General features: G+C 66.5%; 18 protein-coding genes. 7 read left to right on the top strand and 11 right to left on the bottom strand.

Annotation, left to right across the window (positions count from 1 at the left end):
• Positions 1 to 37 precede the first annotated feature (37 nt).
• The gene (rsmI, locus tag ABIA70_RS08110; protein ID WP_502917184.1) at positions 38 to 964 is read right to left on the bottom strand and encodes a 16S rRNA (cytidine(1402)-2'-O)-methyltransferase; all 927 of its coding nucleotides are present in this window, start codon (positions 962 to 964) and stop codon (positions 38 to 40) included.
• A gap of 46 nt (positions 965 to 1,010) precedes the next feature.
• On the opposite strand from rsmI, the gene ABIA70_RS08105 reads away from it, so the two are divergent.
• Both ABIA70_RS08105 and ABIA70_RS08100 read left to right on the top strand, forming a co-directional pair.
• Positions 1,011 to 2,741 carry a dolichyl-phosphate-mannose--protein mannosyltransferase gene (locus ABIA70_RS08105; RefSeq protein WP_354147074.1) on the top strand — a complete coding sequence of 577 codons (1,731 nt, stop codon included), beginning with the start codon at positions 1,011 to 1,013 and terminating at the stop codon, positions 2,739 to 2,741.
• 95 nt (positions 2,742 to 2,836) lie between these two features.
• Positions 2,837 to 4,666: an AMP-dependent synthetase/ligase gene (locus ABIA70_RS08100; protein ID WP_354147073.1), complete on the top strand. Its 1,830-nt coding sequence runs from the start codon at positions 2,837 to 2,839 to the stop codon at positions 4,664 to 4,666.
• A gap of 7 nt (positions 4,667 to 4,673) precedes the next feature.
• Here the strand turns inward: ABIA70_RS08100 and ABIA70_RS08095 are convergent, their stop codons facing one another.
• A complete protein-coding gene (locus ABIA70_RS08095) occupies positions 4,674 to 6,089 on the bottom strand; it encodes a TIGR01906 family membrane protein (RefSeq protein ID WP_354147072.1) in 1,416 nt (471 codons plus the stop codon).
• A gap of 123 nt (positions 6,090 to 6,212) precedes the next feature.
• On the bottom strand, positions 6,213 to 7,205 hold the full coding sequence (locus ABIA70_RS08090) for a stage II sporulation protein M (protein ID WP_354147071.1): 993 nt from the start codon (positions 7,203 to 7,205) through the stop codon (positions 6,213 to 6,215).
• Between the two features lie 106 nt (positions 7,206 to 7,311).
• On the opposite strand from ABIA70_RS08090, the gene ABIA70_RS08085 reads away from it, so the two are divergent.
• Positions 7,312 to 8,112: an RDD family protein gene (locus tag ABIA70_RS08085; protein WP_354147070.1), complete on the top strand. Its 801-nt coding sequence runs from the start codon at positions 7,312 to 7,314 to the stop codon at positions 8,110 to 8,112.
• Positions 8,113 to 8,187: 75 nt separating this feature from the next.
• On the opposite strand, the gene ABIA70_RS08080 is transcribed toward ABIA70_RS08085, so the two are convergent.
• The 4 genes from ABIA70_RS08080 to ABIA70_RS08065 all read right to left on the bottom strand — a co-directional run bounded on the left by ABIA70_RS08080 (position 8,188) and on the right by ABIA70_RS08065 (position 11,782).
• Positions 8,188 to 9,426: a L,D-transpeptidase gene (locus ABIA70_RS08080; RefSeq protein ID WP_354147069.1), complete on the bottom strand. Its 1,239-nt coding sequence runs from the start codon at positions 9,424 to 9,426 to the stop codon at positions 8,188 to 8,190.
• A 63-nt stretch (positions 9,427 to 9,489) separates the two neighbouring features.
• On the bottom strand, positions 9,490 to 10,977 hold the full coding sequence (gene ahcY, locus ABIA70_RS08075; RefSeq protein ID WP_354147068.1) for an adenosylhomocysteinase: 1,488 nt from the start codon (positions 10,975 to 10,977) through the stop codon (positions 9,490 to 9,492).
• A 98-nt stretch (positions 10,978 to 11,075) separates the two neighbouring features.
• Positions 11,076 to 11,312 carry a Trm112 family protein gene (locus ABIA70_RS08070; RefSeq protein WP_354147067.1) on the bottom strand — a complete coding sequence of 79 codons (237 nt, stop codon included), beginning with the start codon at positions 11,310 to 11,312 and terminating at the stop codon, positions 11,076 to 11,078.
• Positions 11,313 to 11,392: 80 nt separating this feature from the next.
• Positions 11,393 to 11,782, bottom strand: a complete 390-nt coding sequence (locus tag ABIA70_RS08065; protein WP_354147066.1) for a DUF3499 domain-containing protein — start codon at positions 11,780 to 11,782, stop codon at positions 11,393 to 11,395.
• A gap of 118 nt (positions 11,783 to 11,900) precedes the next feature.
• Here ABIA70_RS08065 and ABIA70_RS08060 point away from each other — a divergent pair, with 118 nt between their 5' ends.
• Positions 11,901 to 12,416, top strand: coding sequence for a metallopeptidase family protein (locus tag ABIA70_RS08060; protein ID WP_354147065.1), 516 nt, complete (start codon positions 11,901 to 11,903; stop codon positions 12,414 to 12,416).
• Between the two features lie 38 nt (positions 12,417 to 12,454).
• On the opposite strand, the gene ABIA70_RS08055 is transcribed toward ABIA70_RS08060, so the two are convergent.
• Genes ABIA70_RS08055 through ABIA70_RS08045 form a run of 3 tightly spaced genes read right to left on the bottom strand, consistent with a single transcriptional unit; the run spans position 12,455 to position 18,010 of the window.
• Positions 12,455 to 14,116, bottom strand: coding sequence for a DUF5719 family protein (locus tag ABIA70_RS08055; RefSeq protein WP_354147064.1), 1,662 nt, complete (start codon positions 14,114 to 14,116; stop codon positions 12,455 to 12,457).
• Complete coding sequence (locus ABIA70_RS08050; RefSeq protein WP_502917190.1) at positions 14,109 to 17,441, bottom strand: glycosyltransferase family 2 protein; 3,333 nt, start codon at positions 17,439 to 17,441, stop codon at positions 14,109 to 14,111. The genes ABIA70_RS08055 and ABIA70_RS08050 overlap by 8 nt, the downstream gene beginning before the upstream one ends.
• Positions 17,442 to 17,470: 29 nt before the next feature.
• The gene (locus ABIA70_RS08045; RefSeq protein WP_354147062.1) at positions 17,471 to 18,010 is read right to left on the bottom strand and encodes a WhiB family transcriptional regulator; all 540 of its coding nucleotides are present in this window, start codon (positions 18,008 to 18,010) and stop codon (positions 17,471 to 17,473) included.
• A 411-nt stretch (positions 18,011 to 18,421) separates the two neighbouring features.
• On the opposite strand from ABIA70_RS08045, the gene ABIA70_RS08040 reads away from it, so the two are divergent.
• Positions 18,422 to 19,120, top strand: coding sequence for a TIGR03089 family protein (locus ABIA70_RS08040; RefSeq protein WP_354147061.1), 699 nt, complete (start codon positions 18,422 to 18,424; stop codon positions 19,118 to 19,120).
• Between the two features lie 58 nt (positions 19,121 to 19,178).
• Here ABIA70_RS08040 and ABIA70_RS08035 read toward each other — a convergent pair whose 3' ends face one another.
• Complete coding sequence (locus ABIA70_RS08035) at positions 19,179 to 19,754, bottom strand: GtrA family protein (protein WP_354147060.1); 576 nt, start codon at positions 19,752 to 19,754, stop codon at positions 19,179 to 19,181.
• A 172-nt stretch (positions 19,755 to 19,926) separates the two neighbouring features.
• Between ABIA70_RS08035 and ABIA70_RS08030 the strand changes: the two genes are divergently transcribed.
• Both ABIA70_RS08030 and purE read left to right on the top strand, forming a co-directional pair.
• Positions 19,927 to 21,123, top strand: a complete 1,197-nt coding sequence (locus ABIA70_RS08030) for a 5-(carboxyamino)imidazole ribonucleotide synthase (protein WP_354147059.1) — start codon at positions 19,927 to 19,929, stop codon at positions 21,121 to 21,123.
• The gene (gene purE / locus ABIA70_RS08025) at positions 21,120 to 21,707 is read left to right on the top strand and encodes a 5-(carboxyamino)imidazole ribonucleotide mutase (protein ID WP_354147058.1); all 588 of its coding nucleotides are present in this window, start codon (positions 21,120 to 21,122) and stop codon (positions 21,705 to 21,707) included. Before ABIA70_RS08030 ends, purE begins: the two co-directional genes overlap by 4 nt.

Here is a 21,707-nt window from a genome sequence, read left to right as displayed (position 1 = left end):
CGCGTTCAGTGCGTGTCAGCGCGCAACCAGCCCGCGGTCAGCGCGCCGCGAGGACTGCTGAATAGAGCTCCCGCTTGCTCACCCGGACGTCCTCGGCGACGGCGGCCACCGCTTCCTTGAGCCGGATCCCCTGGGAGACCAGTTCGTTGACGGCCGCCACGTGGTCTTCGGGCGTTCCCGGGGCCTGTTCGGGGGCGCCGCCCAGCACCACCGCGATCTCACCCCGGACCTCGTTGTTTTCCGCCCACAGCAGCAGGTCCCCCACGGTGCCGCGGATGACCTCCTCATAGGTTTTGGTCAGTTCGCGGCACACGGCGATCCGCCGTTCCGCGCCGAAACGTTCCCTGAGCGCGCGCAGCATCGATTCCAGGCGGTGCGGGGCCTCGAAGAACACCATGGTGCGGCGCTCCGCGGAAAGGTCGGCAAGCCGCGAGGCCCGTTCGCCCGCTTTCCGGGGGAGGAAGCCTTCAAAGCAGAAGCGGTCGGTCGGGAGCCCGGACAGGGCCAGGGCGGTCAGGACGGCAGATGGACCAGGGACAGCCGTCACGGTGAGGCCTGCTGCCACGGCCCCTTCCACCAGCCTGAAGCCGGGATCGGAAACCGAGGGCATCCCCGCGTCGGTAACCATGACCAGTGTCTTTCCGGCCCGTACCTGCTCCAGCAGCTCTGCGGTTTTGGTGGCCTCATTGTGCTCGTGGTAGCTGATGACCCGCCCCTCGACGGTGACCCCGAGGCTCTGGACCAGGCGGTGCAGGCGCCTGGTGTCCTCGGCCGCCACAATGTCGGCCGTGCCCAGCAGGCCGATCAGGCGGGCCGATGCGTCTCCCGTGTTGCCGATGGGCGTTGCCGCGAGAATGATCCGGCCGGGCCCGGGAGTGGCCGCCGCGGCAACCGGCTCACCTGCACCGGCACTGGGAAAGTCTTCAGGGCTGGAATCGGCAGGGGTGCTGGGGTAAGGGTCCACTCCCCCAGCCTACTGCTGGCGGGCTGCGCAGGCTGCAAAAGGTAGCATGGGGCAGGTGACGCAGACCTCCATGCGGCCTGCCGGGGCCGGGCAAGCCAATCAGGCAGCATCAGTTCCCGGCTCCCCCGGACACGTGACCGCCGGCGCTTCCCCGGCCGGCCGCCCCTGGATCAGCCGGCCCGCCGAGGCCTACTCCACCGAAGCCCTCCGGGAGCGCCTGATCGGCAACGTCCGCAGCTGGCGGGACTACCCGCCGTCGCTTCGGCTCTGGTTCTGGCTGGTCCCCATCCTCACCGCAGTGATCGGCGGCATCCTCCGCTTCGTCCGGCTGGACACGCCCGCCAGCCTGGTCTTCGATGAAACGTACTACGTCAAGGACGCGTACTCCTTCCTGATCAGCGGCTACGAGCGAAGCTGGCCGGACAAGGCAAACGATTCCTTCAATGCCGGCAATCCGACGGTCATCCTGGACACGCCCGAATACGTGGTCCATCCTCCGGTGGGCAAATGGATGATCGCCGGCGGCATGTGGCTTTTCGGGCCGGATAACCCCTTCGGCTGGCGCTTCGCCGCAGCCCTGACAGGTACGGTTTCCATCCTGCTGCTGTCACTGATTGCCCTGAAACTCTTCCGTTCCCTGCCACTGGCCGCAGCCGCCGGGCTGCTGCTCGCCGTCGACGGCCACCACCTGGTGATGTCGCGGACCTCCCTCCTGGACGTCTTCCTCATGTTTTGGATCCTGGCGGCCTTCGGGGCCTTGCTGCTGGACCGGGACCACGGACGACGGCGCCTCGCCGCACGGATCGGCAAGCTGGCAGCGGCTTCCAGGAACGGCCGCCCCTCCGCAGGGCAACTGCTGGCCGGCCCCTGGCTGGGCGTCCGCTGGTGGCGGATTGCCGCGGGCGTGTGCCTCGGCCTTGCCATCGGCACCAAATGGTCGGGCCTCTTCTTCCTCGCCGCTTTCGGTGTTCTCTCCGTCCTATGGGACCTTAACGCCAGGCGCGTTGCCGGAATACGCGGCTGGGCCAGCGGCGGCATCATCAAGGACGGGCTGCCGGCGTTCGCCGCCATGGTTCCCGTTGCCGCCCTCGTCTACGCCGCAACGTGGACGGGCTGGTTCCGATCCGACAACGCCTACTACCGGCGCTGGGCCCAGGCCAACCCCTCAGCTGAATGGGGTTGGCTGCCGGATTCGCTTCGTTCACTGGCGCATTACCATCTTGAGGCCTACAAATTCCATCAGGGCCTGGGTTCCGAACACCCCTACGAGGCCAGCGCCTGGAGCTGGCTGGTCATGGGCAGGCCGACGTCGTTCTTCTACCAGAAACCGGAGCAGGGGACCCCTGGGTGCGACGTGCCCAACTGCGCCTCCGCCATCCTTTCGGTGGGGAACCCGATGATCTGGTGGAGTGCGGCCATCGCGCTGGTGGTGGTGCTTTTCTGGTGGGCCGGACGCCGTGACTGGCGGGCCGGTGCCGTCCTGGCGGGCGTAGGTGCGGGCTACCTTCCGTGGTTCATGTACCCGGAGCGCACCATGTTCTTCTTCTACGCCGTCTCCTTTGAACCCTTCCTGGTGCTCGCCCTGGTCTACTGCCTTGGCCTGGTGCTGGGCCGGGACACTGACCCGCTCTGGCGCCGGCGCTCGGGTCTCTATCTGGTGGCGCTGTTCGTCGCCGGAGCAATACTGCTTTCGGCCTTCTTCTACCCGGTATGGGCCGCGGAGACCATCCCGTACCAGGAATGGCGGTACAGAATGTGGATGCCGTCCTGGATCTAAGGCAGGATTGCATCAGATCGTGACGATGGAGCCGCGTGCGGTTATGCGGGTCAAGGCAAGCGCGCCGGCGGTAAGGCCGCGGAACGGAGACGCCCGTGCGGGAAGCAAGCACAAAGCTCATGGTGGAGCTTGAACCGGACAGCAATGTCACCGATCTCCTGCTCCGGCAGGCGGCCGCCAACGGCGCCCACGCCCTCTACGCCCACAAAACCGGCAACGGCTGGACGGACATCCCGGCACAGAAGTTCCTGCATGATGTCTGCGCCCTCGCCAAGGGACTGATCGCCGGCGGCCTGGAGCCAGGGGACAGTGTGGCCGTGATGTCCGCAACGCGGTACGAGTGGACACTCGTGGACTTCGCCATCTGGTTCGCCGGCGGCGTGACGGTGCCCATCTATGAAACGTCCTCCCCCGCCCAGGTGGAGTGGATAATGCACGACGCCGGCGCCCGCCGCGTATTCGCCGAGGACCGCGGCAAAGTGGCGATGATCGGCCGGGTACTGGAGGGTTCCGACCGCCTCCGCGACCGGCTGGTCAGCGTAGTCAGGATGGATTACGACGGTGAAGCCCCCGACCTCGCCAGCCTCTCGGCTGCCGGCATGGGAGTCACAGACGCCGAACTGGAAAGGCACCGCAGCGCCGCCGGGCTGGATGATGTCGCGTCCCTGGTCTACACCTCCGGCACCACCGGGCATCCCAAAGGCTGCGAGATCACCCACGGAAACTTTGCGCTCGTGGCAGCCAACGTTGTGGCCTTCCTGCCCGAGCTCCTCAAGCAGGAAAACGCCCGCACGCTGATGTTCCTGCCCCTGGCCCATGTCCTCGCCCGGGCTGTCCAGGTTGTGTGCCTGCACGCCGGCACCACGCTGGGCCACGTCGCAAGCCCGGCGGCGTTGGTGGAGGATCTTGCCGCCTTCAAACCCACCTTTCTGCTGGCGGTTCCCCGGATCTTCGAAAAGGTCCGGGCCAGCGCAGGCCACCAGGCGGCCATGACCGGAAAATCAAGGATCTTCGGGGCAGCCTCGGCCGCCGCCATCCGCTACTCCACCGAGCAGGACAACGCGGCCCGCGGCCAGGGCAGCGGCCCAGGTATCGCACTGAGGATGCAGCATGCCCTGTTCGACCGGCTGGTATATCCAAAACTCCGGAACATCTTCGGCGGCCGGCTCAGCTATATGGTGTCCGGAGCCAGCCCGCTGGCTCCGGAGGACGCGCATTTCTTCCGCGGCGTCGGCATCCCGGTGCTTGAGGGCTATGGCCTGACCGAGACCACCGCACCGTGCACCGCCAACACACCCACCCGGACGAGGGTGGGCACCGTGGGCATTCCGCTGCCGGGCACCACCATCCGCGTGGCCGGGGACGGCGAGGTGCTGGTCAAGGGTATCGGGGTGTTCAAGGGCTACCACGCGAACCCGGCAGCCAACGAGGACGCGTTCGTTGACGGCTTCTTCCGCACCGGGGACATCGGCGAGCTGGACTCCGACGGCTTCCTGAAAATCACCGGCCGCAAGAAGGACATCCTGGTGACCGCGGCCGGGAAGAACGTCGCGCCCGGGCCCCTGGAGGAACTGATCCGGGCCCACCAGCTCGTGGGCCACGCTGTGGTGGTGGGCGATGGCAGGCCCTTTGTGGCCGCCCTCGTCAGCCTCGACCCGTCAGGGCTGGAAAACTGGTGCTCGGAAAACGGCGTGCCGGCACTTTCGGTCCGCGAGGCGGTCACGGACGCCCGGGTCCGTGCTGCCGTCCAGGCGGCTGTTGACCACGCGAACGCCTCTGTGTCCCAGGCAGAATCCATCCGGGCCTTCACCGTCCTGCCGGCCGAATTCACCGAAGAATCCGGCCACTTGACGCCGTCCCTCAAACTCAAGCGGGCCGTCGTCGTCCGTGAATTTGAAGCGGAGATTGCCGGCCTCTACGGCTGAGCGGCATCTACGGCTGAGCGGCCGACCGCTGCTCCTTGACAGCATGTCCGTCACGGGCTGCCGGTCCATCGTTGACGGCCTGCTCACTGCTGGCACCTCGCTTGTCCTTGGCCAGGCCGCGGCGCCGGCGCGTCGGCCAGGTGAGGATCAGGGTCACCAAGGACACCAGGAAGACCAGGGCGGCGATAACTATTCCGGCGTCAATCCAGAACTGGCCCGGGAACAGCCGGATCAGGGTGTCCTCCAAGGCAAACGTCCAGGAGCCGCTGGCGAAGAACAGCCGGTGGAACTCGGTGAAGAACTGCTGCCAGCCGAGCACTGCCAGCACCCCGAGGCCCAGGATGATCACCAACCCGACGATGGAGCCCGCAAACAGCCCACGCCGTACTCCCCCGGTGCTGCGCCGCCGGAGGTAGGCGATGCCCACGAGGCTGAGCACAATCATGAGCACACCCGCCCCGAAGGCGGAAAGGATCACCAGCTTGACGTCTGCCATGTGGCTGACTTCGCCGTCCTTGAAAAGGTCCGCACCGCTGCGGTTGACCAGGTCCCCCAGGTAGCGCGGGCCTGCCCAGTTACTGAGGTAGTCAACGGTGTAGGAGCCGTACGTCATCCTGTCGTCGGCGCTGAAACCGTACCCGTCGCCGGGGAAACCGGGCCTGTTGTACTCCACCCAAAGGAACAGCGGACTGGTCACAGCCCGGACAGCCAGCACCAGCAGGATCACGGGGTAGAAGATGGCCAGGAGGACCTGCCACACGCGCGGGGGTACCGGTTTGGCGTTGGCCGCGCTTTCACGCTCGGCGTTACGCCGCTCCACCTCGTCCTGCGGAGGACGGACCTGCAGGGCGGAAGTGGGAAGCGGTTCGCTGAAAACACCGGCGTCCTTGCGGGCGGACGCCGGGGAAGCGCCCATGTGGGAAGCGTTGTGGCCCGGGGTTTCGCGCCCGGCAATGTCCGGGCTGGTGGCTTTCCGGCCGGCAGAAGCCACGTCGGAATGCTCCCGACCGGACTCATCGGTGGAAACACCGTCGCCGGCGGAAGACTCGACGGCGGAATGTCCAACAGCGGAATGTCCTACAGCGGAATGTCCTACAGCGGAATGTTCGACGGCGGCTTCGGCCGCCTTGCGGTCGGCGCGGCTCTCAGGCTGCGCAGCAGTCTGCCCGGCGGTCTGCCCGGCGGTCTGCCCGGCGCGGACGCCGTCGGCACCCGAAGCGTTCGTGATGGAGGCGTTCGCGTTGGAGGCCTTGGGGGCGGAGGCGTTGGGGCCGGACGCTTCCGGGTCCGGTGCGTCGGGGCTGCTGGAGCCGGATCCTGTCATCCAGGCAAAAGCGGGCTCGTCCGAGTCTGTCGATGTATCCAGATCCGGATCCGGCTGCGGCTCCGAGCGTTTGGCAGGGGTCGGCGAATTGTCATTCACAGCAGCGTCACTTCCGTCGGGGTTCGCGCTGCCGGCTCTGGTCCGGGCAGCGCCATGTATCTGTTCTTGAGCCTACCGTCCGCTGCTCCGCGACGGCGAGGTGCCACCCCGGACGCACCCGAATCAGGCGGCGATTTCGGTGTAGCCGGCGTCGCCCGCCAACAGATCGCCGCGTTCGCCGGCGTGATACGCGCGCCGGCCCCAGACAAGGACGTAGACCCAGTAGGCAGCCAGAACGGCGGCCCCGATGCCGATCTTTGCCCACACCGGCAGGGGGCTCGGCGTCACAAAACCCTCCACCAGGCCCGAGACGAACAGCACCACCACCAAGCCCAGGGCAACGGTGACCAGGGACCTGCCTTCGTTGGCCACGGCGCGTCCCCGGGTCCGTGGACCGGGTGACACCATGGCCCAGAAAATCCTGAGCCCCGCTGCGCCGGCAATAAAGACGGCCGTCAGCTCCATCAGGCCGTGGGGCAGGATGTAGCTGTAGAAGACATCCTGCTTGCCCACTGCGGCAAAGATTCCCGCGGCGATCCCCACTCCCTGTGCATTGGTGAACAGGATCATCGGCACCCAGATGCCTGTGATGCCCAACGCCACGGCCTGCGCACTGATCCAGGCATTATTGGTCCAGACTGCACCGGCGAACGATGCAGCAGGGTTTTCGGAGTAGTAGTCGATGAAATCAGACTCGACGTACTGCCTGACCGCGGCGTCCGAGGCCACCGACCGCAAAGCCTCCGGCGACGTCCCGATCCACAACGCATACGCGGCGGCGACCAACACAAATGCGGCACCACACGCCACAGTCAGCCACCGCAGGCGGTACAGGGCTGCGGGCAGGGCGGCGACGAAGAAGCGGGCCAGGTCGGCCATGAAGTTTGACCGGGCACCGGTAAAGCGGGTCCTGGCCTGTACCAGGGTGGCAGACAGGGACGCTGACAGGCCACCCTCCGGGGCAACAGAGCGGATGAAGGACAGGTGGGCCGAGGTTGCCTGGTAAAGCCTCAGCAGTTCGTCGGCTTCCTCCCCGCTGAGCCGCCTTTTGTGCGCAAGTTCGTGCAGCCTTGACCATTTATCGCCGTTGACGGCGGAGAAGGCATCCATATCCACGGCAACAGCCTAGCCGCCTTAGACTATGAGCGTCCGGAGGATGGCGGGCACCCGCAGGCACAACAGCAGCGTCGATGCAGGATCTACAACGAGGATGGGAACCCGGTTGAGTTCAATAATCACGGGCGAGGCCGTTGTCCTGGAACTCCGCCCCGCATCGTTCGCCGCACGGGCGCTTGGCCTGGTGCTGGATGTGCTGGTCAACGTTGTCCTGCTGGTCCTGATTCTGTTCGGCATCACAGCGGCGGCGCAGGACCTGGACGACGCGGCGGTCCGGGCTCTCTCGCTGCTGAGCATTGTCTTCTGCTTCGTGATTCTTCCGGTAGCCATTGAGACGCTCACCCGGGGCCTCTCCCTCGGCAAACTGGCCGCAGGCCTGCGTGTGGTCCGCGACGACGGCGGTGCCATCCGGTTCCGTCACGCCGTCATCCGGGGGCTGACGGGATTCCTGGAAATCTACCTGACCTTCGGCGGCCTGGCGATCGGCGTGGCGCTCTTCAACGGCCGGTCCAAGCGGCTGGGCGACATCCTCGCCGGCACCTACGCGCTCCGGCGCCGGGTGCCCGTTGAGGCTACGGTCCGCGTCAATGTGCCCCCTCAGCTCCAAGGCTGGGCCGGAGCCGCGGACATCGGACGGATTCCCGATGCCACAGCCAGGCGGGCCACCCAGTTCATCCGGCAGGCGGGCAGGATGTCACCGCTGTCTGCCGCCGGGATGGCGCAGTCAATCGCCACGGAACTGGCAGCGCATGTGGCTCCGCCGCCGCCGTCGGGTACCAGCCCCGAACAGTATCTGGCCGCCGTCATTGCCGAACGGCGTAACCGCGAACTGGCGCAGCTTCGGCAGTCCCGGCGCCGCAACTCGGCAACGGCTGAGCGGCTGGACCGGTTGCCGTTCGGTTCCTGATCCGTCCGGCACCTGCAGGCGCACGGGAACGCTTTACTGAACGTCCGTACTAAACGCTCGTAGTGAACGTCCGTATCAGTTGTCGTACTCGGCCCAGGGAATGTTCCAGTCCCCGTACCCGTCGTCGAGCGCAGCGTAGTCACCCTCGGTGTTGATGATCTGCACCACGTCTCCGGTGGTCATGTTCTCGAAGACCCAGGCGGCGCCGTCGGGGGCGAAGCCGATACAGCCGTGGGAGACGTTGGTGTTGCCGATGTAGGGGTAGGCGGATTCCAGCGCCTGGTGGATGTAGGCCCCGCTCAGGGTCAGGCGGATGGAGTACTCCACGTCCACTTCGCCGTAGTAGGCGGGATCGCCCGGCTTGAGGCCGATGCTGGCGGCCCGGAAGTGGTCATAGCGGTTCTTTTCCATGAGAACGGCGTAGCCGCGGGCTGACGGGAAGCGCTGATCGCCCATGCTGACGGGGAGGGTTTTTACCACCTGGTCGTTGACGCTGAGGGTGAATGTGTGGGCGGCAGCGTCGGCGATGGCTACCCTCTTGTCGCCGAAGTTGACCTTGACCTTCTTGTTGAAGTTCGCGATCTGGCCGTTGCCGAGGTCCACGCCGAAAAGCTGCATGTCCATGGTGACCGTGGAGTTGGCAGCCCAGAAGGTTTCGGGACGGTACCGGACCATCGTGTCGCTGAACCAGTGGAAGGCTCCCGCCTGGCCTGCACTGGAGGTGACCTTGATGGCCTTCTCGACGGCAGCCCGGTTGACCACCGGTTCGCTGAAGATGACCTGGAGGGGCTGGCCCACGCCTACCTTCATGCCGTCCAACGGGTAGATCGCGGCGTCGGCCTCATGGGTGCTGGAGACGGTATTGAATGACTGGGTGGTGCTGGTTTCGCGGCCCACCGCGTCCGTGACCACGTACGTGTAGCTGTACTCGGTGTTGAACTTCAGCGGGCCGGACGCGGACCAGCTGCTCCCGTCCGTGGCAAAAGTTCCCTGGACTTCTTCCCCTGAGGTGCTGGTCAGCGTGACGCTTTCGATCCTGCCGTTGCCCACCTTGAGTGAAACCGGCGAGGCCGGGTTCACTTGTTTGGCTCCCTCGGCAGGGGTGACCTCAAGCTTCACCGGGGCGACGACGGGCGAGGCAACCCCCGGTGCCGAACGGACCGCGGAGCCTGCTTCCGATTCAAGGCCCGCGCCTGCGAATCCCGGCGCCCCCGCGGCAAAGACACCTCCGGTGGCAGCAAGGACGCAGAGGACCGCCACCAAGATTATCTTTTTGGCGGTCCCCCGGCGGCGTGGCTTTAGGTCAGGCTCCATAGTCCGATCTTAATCCTTGGCGGTAACAAACCCGGGCACGGTCCGCGCCCTGGGCGTCACACGTCAGTAACGATAGTGCTCAGGCTTGTACGGGCCGGCGGCGTCCAGGCCCAGGTATTCGGCCTGGTCCTTGGACAGTTCGGTCAGTTCGACGTCGAGCGCGTCGAGGTGGAGGCGGGCCACCTTCTCGTCGAGGATCTTGGGCAGGACGTACACCTGGTTGGCGTATTCACGTTCGCCTTCGGCCTGGTCCCGCTTGGTCCACAGCTCGATCTGGGCGATCGTCTGGTTGGCGAAGGAGTTGCTCATGACGAAGGAGGGGTGGCCGGTGGCGTTGCCCAGATTCAGCAGGCGCCCTTCCGACAGGACGATGATGGAGCGGCTGCCCTGTCCCGTGGCGGCATCGGCTTCGAAGACCCATTCGTGGACCTGGGGCTTGATCTCCACCTTTTTGATCCCCGGGGTCCGGGCCAGTCCGGCCATGTCGATCTCGTTGTCGAAGTGGCCGATGTTGCCCACGATGGCCTTGTCACGCATGCCGGCCATGTGCTCCGCCATGATGACGTCCTTGTTGCCGGTGGTGGTGATGAAGATGTGGCCTTCGCTGAGGACCGATTCCAGTTTGGCCACCTGGTAGCCGTCCATGGCTGCCTGGAGGGCGCAGATGGGGTCGATTTCGGTGACGATCACGCGTGAACCCTGGCCGCGGAAGGCCTCTGCGGCTCCCTTGCCGACGTCGCCGTAACCGCAGACGACGGCGACCTTGCCGCCCATCAGGACGTCCGTGGCGCGGTTGATGCCGTCCGGCAGTGAATGGCGGATGCCGTACTTGTTGTCGAATTTGCTCTTGGTGACCGAGTCGTTGACGTTGATGGCCGGGAAAAGCAGCTTGCCCTGTTCCGCCAGCTGGTAGAGGCGGTGCACGCCGGTGGTGGTCTCCTCGGTGACACCGCGCAGGCCGGATCCGATCCGGGTCCACCGCTTGGGATCCTCCTGCAGGGACGCCCGGAGCACGTCAAGGAAGATCCGGCCTTCCTCGGACTCGTCTTCGGCTGCGGACGGCACAGCACCCAGGGCCTCGAACTCAACGCCCTTGTGGACCAGCATAGTGGCGTCGCCGCCGTCGTCCAGGATCATATTCGGGCCAAGGTCCGGATCGGCGTCCGCGCCGGGCCAGACCAGGATCTGCTGCGCAGTCCACCAGTATTCCTCGAGGGTCTCCCCCTTCCAGGCGAACACCGGGACTCCCTGCGGGTCTTCGGCCGTTCCCTTGCCGACTACGACCGCCGCGGCAGCTTCGTCCTGCGTGGAGAAAATGTTGCAGGAAGCCCAGCGGACCTCGGCGCCGAGCGCCGTGAGGGTCTCGATCAGCACGGCGGTCTGGACCGTCATGTGCAGCGAACCCGCGATCCGGGCGCCCTTGAGGGGCTGGGTGGCTCCGAACTCCTCGCGGAGCGACATCAGTCCGGGCATCTCGTGCTCGGCCAGGCGGATCTGGTGGCGGCCGGCCTCGGCCAGCGAGATGTCGGCAACCTTGTAGTCAAGTGTCATGGGGTTCCTTTGCTGTGTCCGATCGCGGCGCCGGTGTAGAGGCGCCCGCGGGGGTTGCGTCAGTGGAGGGTTTTGCTGGATGCGGGTGGAGGAACGGTTTATGCGGTTCCGGCGGCGCCGTGCCGGGAATCATGCTGGTCCGAGCCTGCGGCGCTTGCCGCCTGAAGAAGTTCCGGCGGCAGCAGAAGCGGGATGCCATCCTCGATCGGGTAGCGCAGCTTCGCGCCGGAATCCCCCGCCGCAGTCGAGACCAGCTCATCGCCTTCCTGGACCAGGTGCGATCCGGTGACAGGACACCGCAGGACGGACAACAGTTCAGGACTGATCTTTGGCATGGGTTGATGCTCCCGAAAGGGGCGCGTTTCGCGCCGGTGGCTGACAGATTAGCAGATTCCAGCCTACCGCCAGATGGGTGTCAGGAAGGTTCGCGCAGGACGCGCAGATGCCCCCGGCGGGTGCCTTCCGCGCCGGGTGGAGCTTCCAGCGCCGAATGCGGAACCCTCTGGGTTTGTGTGGTCTGGGACTTCGGTGGCAGCGCCGCTGCTTCGCGGACCGCATTCGCCAGCGCCAGGAGGTCATCAGGGCCGGGCTGCTGCGGGCTCGTTGGCATGGCCAGCCGAAGCACCTCCCAGCCGCGGGGAACCGTCAGCGAGCCGGCGTGCTGCTCGCACAAATCGTAGCAATGCGGCTCCGCGTAAGTGGCGAGCGGGCCCAGGACTGCGGTGGAGTCGGCATAGACGTACGTCAAAGTCGCCACCGCTGACTGACGGCAGGCTGACCTCGAACATTGACGGATAGCTCCCACGACATCCCAGACTACCGGCTACACTCCGCCGTTCTGCGTATTTCCCGCTTGTCGCCGCGCCAAGGCCGGAAGCGCGGTATGTGTCGCGTAAATCTGCGGCCGGGTTTAGAGTCAATGTATGCAGTCATCGAACCATGATTCAGCTTTTACGGTCCGGTTGGCTGACCCGGATGTCCGCAAGGGAGAAACGGGTATGGGCTCGCCGGGCCGGGGCTTCGCGATGCGACGCCGGAACCGCCACGGCCGCGGTCTCCGCGGTGAACTGATCCTGCCCACGCATCCCGGTTATCGAACCCGGTCCGACCGTTTTGATGACATGGTGCTCGATTCCGCCCAGCGGCTCCACGACATCTGGGGCAAGACCCTTGACGGCGTGCGGTTTGCGGTCGATGAAATCCCGCCGCAGCTGGAACAGCTGGTGGCCGACGCCGCGCCGCCGCCCATGGGCGCCTACACTCCCGCCACGGCAGAGGAAGGCCCGGTGATCACCCTCTACCGCCGGGTGGTGGAACAGGGTTGCGCTACCCGCGAGGAACTGCAGGACCTGGTTCACGACGTCGTCGTCGAACACACCGCCGAAATGCTCGGCGTGGCGCCCGAGACACTGGATCCGGTCTACCGACGGCGGTACTGACTGCCGGCCTGCAGCGACTCTTTGCGCAGCACTCCCGGTCAGTACCCGAGGGTGACCGGCACCTTTTCCTGACCTGTGGCTGCCGGCATGAAGGCCAGGGTGGATACGTCTTCCCTGCCCTCCTGCTGCAGAAGCAACGCGCCGTAGGCGGCGTCGCCCGAAGCCGAGACGACGTATCCCACAACCTCTGATTCGTCCACCTTCTCCGGAACCTTGATGGATGTGGTGGTGCCGCCTGCGACGTCGGCAGTCGCGGCGGCCCGGATCTTGCCGTCAGCTGTGATGGGCGCGTAGGAAATCGTCGCGCGGTTCTCCAGGACCCCGAATACCAGGGTGCGCTCCCCGCCCCGTGGCACAGGCACCACGTGCTGGCTTCCCAGCCTGACCCCGGAGGCAGCCCACGCCACGTCCGCAGGCCGCTCGGCAGTGAGGCCGCGCGTGACGCGGGCCGCTGCCACGAATGAGACATCCGAACTGGCGGACACCGTGTAGTGGCCGGCCGGGACCCCGGCCAACGTAACCTCGGTGACAGCCCCGGCTTTGGCTGTCACAACCCCTCCGCCGGGGAGGGCTTTCTGCCCGTCGCGGCCGAAAAGCTTGACCTCCACCACAGCATCTGCAGAACCCGGGACCGTGAGGGAGAGTGTCGGACCGGCGTCGTCGAAGCCGCCTTTCCCGGTGATGGCGGCAATTCCGGCGGCGTCCTGGATGTCCACCCCGGTCATGACCTGCCGGGCAGCCGGAGCAGCCCCCGGTGCGATGAAGTCCACGCCACCGGGGGTCAATCCCCTGAGGACGCTCTGCTGGATGGCTGCAGCAACCGGGCCACCGGCGCTTCGGACGTGGACGCTGAGCTGTTTCTCTCCCGGAGCAAGTCCGGCCAGGACAATGGTGCGGGTAGTTCCCGGGGCGACGAGGAGCCCCCTGCTGGCCGGCGCCTGGATCTGGCCGGCGCTGCCGTAGAGCTCAAGGCTGACAGTGGCGGGCGTGCTGGAGGGATTGCTGAGGACAAGGACTGATGTGCGGCCCACGGTGGTGCTGGCACCTGCCAGCCAAAGATCGTTGGCCGGCGCCTGGCAGTTGGCGGCGGCGGACCCCTGGAGGTCCCCGTCGGTGGCAGTAAACTTCAGGGCTCCCGCGGCTGACGGCTTGAGGCCCGCCGAGGCGTCAGCTCCCAATACTGTGGGGGCTTCCACCTTGTGTCCGGCCAGCACTCCGGCGACCAGGTCCTGGGGCCCGGTGCCTTCGCCTGGCCGCCCTCCGCTTTTGGCGATCTCGACTGCTACGGCCCCGCCAAGGGCGGACAGCCGGCTTCCCGGCAGGACACCCCCGGGGGCACTCAGGACAGCTCCGGTGACAGCGCTGTTGGCTGTGGCCGATTCCGGGCTGAACTGGGGGTCAGTGCCCGCCTCGGTCCCCTCGAGAAGCCGCGCCGGCCCCGGACACACGCCCAGGCTTGCCCCGGCCGGAACAGCCGCCAGCGCGGCCGGAATGCTACGGCTCCCCCCGGGCTGCGGCGCGATCGACCCGGCAGCCACTATCCCGCCGGCGGCGGCCACTATCACCAAGGCCGAGGCCAGCCCGGCCAGTGTCTCCCGCCGCGGAATCCGGCGGGCCCGGGGCCTTGGCGGTTCGACGGCGTCCTCCGCCACCGTCTCCTCCACCGGGGCGGGATCGGCTGTGCGGGCGTCGTTATGCATTCTGGTGTTCCTTACGCAAAGATCCCTCGTCCCGGGACAGGCCCGTGTTGGGCCGGCGGGCGGGCATGGGGACTGCGAGCATCACCGTAAGCCCGATCACCGTGATCTGCCCGATCGCTGTCCACAGCGCCCACGGGACGTCGTACCGGATGGTCAACTGACCGGCCGCGGCAGGCAAGGTGAATGCCTGCGCCGGGCCGGAGGTGGTGGATGTGAGCTTCCGTCCGTCAAGCCAGGCGCTCCAGCCCGGGTCCGCCCGTTCCGCCAGCACCACCAGCCGGCCTTCCGGTCCTTCAGCGACGGCGGTGTCGACGTCGTCGTACTTCGAGGGCACCAGCGCCACCGTCGCTCCGGCACCGTCCACAATCCTGACGCGGTGCGCAACATCAGCCGGCTGGAGCGTGGGCTGGTTCAGCGGGGTGATTCGCCACAGCCAGCCGACGTCGGTCTGCCCCACGGCAACGAGGCCAGGCACGGCGTCCATCCTGCTGGCCGTGAGCTGGGCTGCGGTGTCGGCAGAGCGCAGGACCACGAACCCTGCACCGAGCCGCTCGAGTTCCGGCCTGGGATCCACGCCCTGTCCGGCCACCAGGGTGGCGACGACACTGCGGATGGAGGAGGTAACCTCGTCATCCTCCCTGAGAGTTTCCTGCCCGGGCGCACCCATGATGTTCCGCGCGGCCGCAATGGCCGACAGGCTGTCCAGTGTGGTACCTGCCCCGCGCATCAGGGCGGCATCAAAAGTGCCGTTCTCCCCGGTGCTGATCAGCAGTGTGCGTGTCTGCTCGGGGCCGATGCCGCGGTCAATCGCAGTAGCGGGGAGGGTCCGCTTGCTGCTTGCCTCCACAAGCCGGGGCGTCCCCAGCGCCGGGCCGGCCGGGACCTCCGTCAGTGGCGCGGCGGCAGCGGACCGGAGCATGTTCTGTGCCGACCACACCGCCATTCCCGCCAGCGGCCCGGCCAGGAGCACCACCATGGCAAGGGCGGTTGCGGAGCGCAAAGCAACAGTGCGCCTGGCGCTGGGTGCCTCCATCCCGTCCGCCGCATCGAGCAGACGTTCGGCACCGATAAGCGCCGCACCCAGCAGCGCGAACCCGGCGGCTGAGACAGCAGGACCGGTGAACGGGGTCACCAGGGTGTCGGCGTTGGCGCCGGTGGCGACATGTCCTGCCAGCCATGAACCAGCAAGGATGATCATCGCCGCCACCCAAAGGACCCGCGCCTTCCGGGTCCGCTTACCCGGCAGGAAAAGGGCCGCGAGGGCAAGCAGCAGGACCGGGACAGCTACCAGCATCGCGAGCAGGAGAGCCCACGGAACGGCCTGGCCGCTGAAGAAAGGAAGGCCGTACAGCCCGGCTGCCGGGGAGAAAGCCAGGGGTTGGCCCAGGAACTGCTGCCATAAGGGAGCAGGCTCAAAACCCAGCGGGACGCCCGGATCGGCGAGCAATGCCCGTGGCCGGTCGATGACCGAGAGTCCAAAGGGAATGAAAAGCGCGGCAGTGGGCAGGAGCGCCCACCAGACCGTTCGGCCGCGGCGGCCAAGCATCAGCCCGCAGAGCACGATGATGACTGCAGCCGGGATCAGCAGGGACGGAGCCGAGGCGGCCCCAACAGCCAGCGCCAAGCCCGCCGCGGCAGCAGCGGTCCAGGACGGCGTGCCGTTGATTCCGGGCCGCGCCGGCGGCTTCTCGGTGAATCGCCGCTCGCCGGGGGTCGGAACCACAAACCGGCCGTGGCCCACCGCGGAACCCGTGGCGCGCAGCAATGCCAGGACGAGCAACGGGATCATGACGTGGGCAACCAAGGCCCCTGTGCGGCCCTGGTTCAGGGCAACATGCAACGCCGGAGCCGCAGCCCAGAACAGGGCAGCCACAAAGCGGATACGGCGCCGGGTAGTCAGGCCGCCGGCGGCGAACCATGCCGTCAGTCCGGCCAGCGGGGCGGCCAGCAGCAGCAGCCAGGCCATCGCTGCGTTGGCGTCTCCCCCGCCCAGCACGCCAAGGATCCAGAGCACGTAGCCGAAAGGGTCACCCCTGCCGGGAAGACCGGCCCCCAGGCTGACCCACCAGCTGGACGCGTGATGCCAGATTTCGCCCAGGGTTGAGGACACCGGTATGAGGCCGCCTCCGGAGACGGCCTCGGCACGGAACAACCCGCTGAGCGCAAGGAGGGAGGCGGCAGAAGCGATGATGACCGCCGCGAGCGCGCCTGTCCCCACCCAGCCGCGTTCGCTGGTGGTCAGTGCAGCGAAGTCATCGGCGGAATCCCCGGTGGGCTGGTTCGCGAGTGGGTCCTGAACGAGCCCGTCCGGTGTCGAGTTGTCAGCGCCGAGGGCTTCCATCAGGGACCGGCGGTGGTTCCAGACCTCCCGCCTGGGAGTCTGCAGCTTCTGTATGACCGAGCGGCGGATGCGGCGGGTCCGGGCCGCCGTCCGGCGCGCCTTGGCCACCGCCCGGGGTCTGGCAAGGGCCGCGAATGTGGCCACGAGCTGGGAGAAACCGTGACCCGGGTCCTTGACGGCGATGCTGAGCACAAGTTTGAAGATGCTGCCCAGGAGCGCCCCGACGGCGTGGAACGGTACTTTCCAGAGCGGGGCGTGCTTGAGGCGAAGATGGACCTGGGCTTTGCGGGCTGCCGAAGGATTGCCCTGGCCGTGGGGGCGGTGCGCGACGTGGAAGATCCTCGCGGTGGGGACCACCACCACCCGGTGCCCGGCCAGGCGGTTGCGCCAGCAGAAGTCGACGTCGTCGCCGGTGCCGGGCAGTGCGGGGTCGAACCCGCCCAGGTGCTCCCAGATGTCCCGGCGGACCAGCATGCCTGCCGAGTTCACGGCGAAAGTGTCAGTGCGGCCGTTGTACTGTCCCTGATCGAGCTCATCGGCGTCGATGAGGGTCAGGCGTTCGGCCCAGCGGCTGGTGGAAAGGCCGACGTCGATGAGACGGCGCCCGGCATGCCAGTCCAGTTGCTTGCAGCCTGCGACTGTCACGGATGGCGCACGTTCCACTGCGCCAAGCAGTTCAGCCAGCGCCTCAGGCGCCGGTGCTGCATCGTCATGGAGCAGCCAGACCCACTCCGATGCGGCGCGCTCGGGCGAACCGTCCCAGGGCGAGAGTGCGTTGAGCCCGGCGCGTACAGCGCCTCCCATTCCGCTCTTGCCGTGGGGAAAGCTGGCCACGTTGGCTGCGCCCAAAGCGTGTTCAAGGAGCGCTGCGGAGTCGTCGCGCGATCCGGTGTCCACTCCAATGAGAGAGTCCGCGGGCCGGGTCTGGCCCGCGAGGGCAGCCAGGGTTCTGGGGAGATAGGCACTGCCGTTGTGGGCTACCACAACGGCAGTGACATGCACTTCCTTAAGAATTAGACTGCCCGCTTCCTTAGCCGCCGGCGCTCACGCTCGGAAAGGCCGCCCCAAATGCCAAACCGTTCGTCGTTCGCCAGCGCGTATTCAAGGCATTGTGAGCGCACATTGCAGGCGCCGCAGACCTTCTTGGCGTCACGTGTCGAGCCGCCCTTCTCGGGGAAGAAAGCCTCCGGGTCCGTCTGCGCGCACAATGCATCGGTCTGCCAGCCGAGTTCGCCCTCGTCATCAAAGTCCTGCCGGAACGGCAGTCCGATCCATACGGGCTGGGTGGTGGTGTCTGCCGTGCGCAGCTCCATCGGGGGGTCCAGATCGTCATCGTCCTGTCCCTGACCGCCGTCGAGGAGTGCTTCGTGCGCCGCAAGGAAGGCCGTGGCCTGGTCCTGGCGTGAGTCGCCTGCATTGCGGTTGTAACGGTCCGCAGCGTCTGGATCGGCGGGATCCACGTACCAGTCACTCGGTACGCCGCGTGAGCGGTATTTGGCCGTTGCCTCACCGGCGACGACAGCATTTTCCTGGATACGCTCTGCTTGCCCCATGCGACCCTCCTGAAAGTTACAGCCTCTGCCTGGATCCCTGGGCACTCGGTTGTGTGCCTGTATTTACGCAGTGGCCTTAGGTATCTAATTACACGTGTGTAACTACAGGCGCGTCAAGCCGTGGACGGGATAATAATCAACTTTCCCCGCGAACCACCGGCACGCCACGCCCGGGAATTTCCGGGCTGCCGGGCGCGGCGGATGAAGGCGGACCCCCGCCCGCGTCCTGAAGAGCCCGATTCCCCTGAATTGCCGCAGAAAATACAGGCAAGCGCCCGGTAAGACAAATGAGATGACAAATCAACGTGACAAAGATCACAGGACTGGCAGTACTCCTAGGGGTTACTGCCAAAAGGAAATCCCGGATTCCCGCCCGGGAGCCCCGGGACGCCTGCGTGGCAAGATGTAGCCATGAGCATTCCGGCTATCGAACTGATGACATCCCTGCGTTCCGGCCACGCCACTTCACCCCGCCTCACCTGGTACGGACCGGATTCCGAGCGGGTGGAACTCTCAGGCAGGGTCCTGGACAACTGGGTGGCGAAAACAAGCAACCTGTTGCAGGACGAGCTGGATGCAGAGCCGGGGATGCGGATAAGCCTTTCGCTCCCGGCGCACTGGAAGTCACTCATCTGGGCGCTTGCCGCGTGGCAGCTGGGCATGGAGACTGCCCTGGACGGGGGCGACGCGGACCTGCTCGTCACCGATAACCCCGGAAGCGTCCCCGGAAAACACGACGCCGTCATCGCCGTTGCGCTGCCGGCCCTGGCCATGCGGTGGCCGGGGGAACTGCCTCCCGGCGTTATCGACTTCGCCGCCGAGGTCCGCATGCATGGAGACGTCTTCCTGGCCCACAGCGATCCGTCAGCGGATGGCGTCGCCGTGCGGGGCCGGGACGGCCGGCGGCACCTCCATGAAGACCTTCTGACCGGCTTCGCCACTCCGCACGACGATGGCGTCCGGTTGCTGGTCCACGCAGGCGAGGGTTTGGAGCCTGTGCTGGCTGACGCGCTTGGCGCCTGGGACAACGGCGGCTCAGTGGTGCTGGTGCACCCCGACGTGGAGCTGACAGACAAGCTTCTGGCTGCGGAACGCGTCCACGGCGGGTAGTGATCAGGCCCTGCAGGCCGATGCCCCAGGGCCTCGGCCGGCAGGGCCTGCAACCCTGCTAGGACTGCCGGGGACTCTCGGCGTCCTCGTCGGCCAGCTCGCCAGGCCTGGTGGCTACGGCAGCAGGGGCTTTCGCATGGTGGTGCCCCTCGATGAGTTCGTGGTCGTGCGAGAACTCCGGCTCCTGGTCCAGCTCTTCATTGAAGACCCAGAAGCGGTAGGCGAAGAACCTGAAGATGGTGCCCAGGACAAGGCCCACAACGCTGCCTGCGATAAAGAGGGAGGGCTTGTCGTTCAGGTCAAGGATGTATTTGGCGAACCAGACGCAGCCCGAGGCGATCAGGAGCCCCACCACGTTCATCACGGCGAAAAGCGCTGCTTCGCGGGCCACGTTGGCCTGTTTGCGGTGCCGGAAAGTCCAGTAGCGGTTGGCAACCCAGGAGAAGATGCTGGCCACTACGGTGGCCAATGCCTTGGCCCAGACTTCGCTGCCGTGCATGGGGCCGGTGAACAGCCAGATGAAGACCGCTGAGTCAATGACGAAGGCCACACCGCCGACGGCGCCGAATTTGGCGACCTCGCGCCAAAAGAGCGAGGCCAGTCCCCGTATTCGATCTGCAAGTGAGCTAAGCATGACCCTCCAAGGCCGTCCGATTGTGGGCCACACGGCCAGAGGTCCATTTTAGCCCCGAAATCCGGGGACCGGCCCCATCCGCCCGGAGAAACGGGGGCACGATTACCTGAAATCCGGTTCCCGCGACCTCCGAAAGCCGGGATCCGTTGAGCTTTTCTGTAGGCTGGCATATGTGACTTTTCCAGTAATCGGCGTGGTTGGCGGCGGCCAACTTGCGCGAATGATGGCCCCCGCCGCCACTGCCCTCGGCTTTGAACTCCGTGTCCTCGCTGAGTCGGAGGACGTTTCGGCAGTATCTGCTGTATCCACTTCACCGGTAGGTGACTACAAGGACCTGCAGACGCTCCTCGACTTCGCGGACGGCCTGGATGTCATGACGTTCGACCACGAGCACGTCCCTCATGACCACCTACGCGCGCTTCTGGCAGCCGGGGTGAACGTCCAGCCCAGCCCCGACGCCCTGGTGAACGCTCAGGACAAGCTGGTCATGAGGGCCGCCATCGACAACATGGGCCTGCCGAATCCGCGATGGGCCGCGGTTCCGGATGTGGCCGCACTGGTGGACTTCGGCGACCTGATTGGCTGGCCGGTGGTCCTGAAGATGCCTCGCGGCGGCTATGACGGCAAGGGTGTGCGGATTATTGACTCCGCAGAGGACGCCGCCGAAGCTGCAGGATGGTTCGAAGCCATGAGCCCGCTGCTCGCCGAAGCAAAGGTCGACTTCAGCCGCGAGCTGTCCGCCCTGGTGGCACGCACACCAAGCGGGGAATCCCGCGCCTGGCCAGTGGTCCACACGATCCAGGTGGACGGCGTGTGCGATGAAGTCATAGCACCGGCCCTGGCTATCCCTGTGGAGGTCGCCGCTGCGGCCGAGGACGCCGCACTGCGCATCGCCGGTGAGCTCGGAGTGACCGGAGTAATGGCGGTGGAGCTCTTTGAAACACCGGGAAGCGGAGCCGGCTTCCTCATTAACGAACTGGCCATGCGGCCCCACAACACCGGCCACTGGACCCAGGATGGTTCAGTCACCAGCCAGTTTGAACAGCATCTGCGTGCCGTCCTGGACCTTCCGCTCGGCGCCACGGACGTGCTGGGCCCGGTGGTGGTGATGAAGAACTTCCTGGGTGGCGACAACCAGGACCTGTTCTCCGCTTTCCCGGCCGCCCTCGCCAGCGAACCTGCAGCCAAGGTCCACTGCTACGGCAAGTCGGTGCGGCCGGGTCGAAAGATCGGCCATGTCAACCTGGTGGGGACCTCCACCGGTGACGTTGAATCCGTCCGGCAGCGCGCCACCAGGGTGGCTGCCATCATCCGTGACGGCCGGGTGCCAGCCGAAGAAACAGCACTGATTTCCGAGGAGACCGCATGACCACCGAAGCCACGTCCGATGCCGCCGACACAACAACCAAGCCCCTCGTAGGGCTTGTCATGGGTTCGGATTCAGATTGGCCTGTTATGGAGGCCGCAGCCGATGCGCTGGCTGAATTCGGCATACCTTTTGAAGCCGATGTTGTCTCGGCCCACCGGATGCCGACCGAAATGATCCGCTACGGCCAGACGGCCCACGAGCGCGGGCTGCGGGTCATCATTGCCGGTGCCGGCGGTGCTGCGCACCTTCCGGGCATGCTGGCGAGCGTATCCCCACTGCCCGTCATCGGCGTACCGGTGCCGCTGAAGACCCTCGACGGAATGGATTCCCTGCTCTCCATCGTGCAGATGCCGGCCGGGGTTCCGGTCGCCACCGTCTCGATCGCCGGGGCCCGGAATGCCGGCCTCCTGGCCGTCCGGATCCTGGCCGCCGGCACGGACACGCTGGCTGCATCGCTCCGCGCCGACCTCCTCGATTTCGCCCAGGAACTTAACGATGCCGCCACCCGGAAGGGAGCCAGCCTCCGCCAGAAAGTCAGTGAGGTTTTCGCTGACGGCAATGGCATGCTCCGGGGCGGCAGCTAA

The sequence above is a fragment of the Arthrobacter sp. 754 genome (assembly GCF_040548695.1).
GTDB lineage: Bacteria > Actinomycetota > Actinomycetes > Actinomycetales > Micrococcaceae > Arthrobacter.
This window is presented reverse-complemented; position numbering and strand designations above follow the sequence as displayed.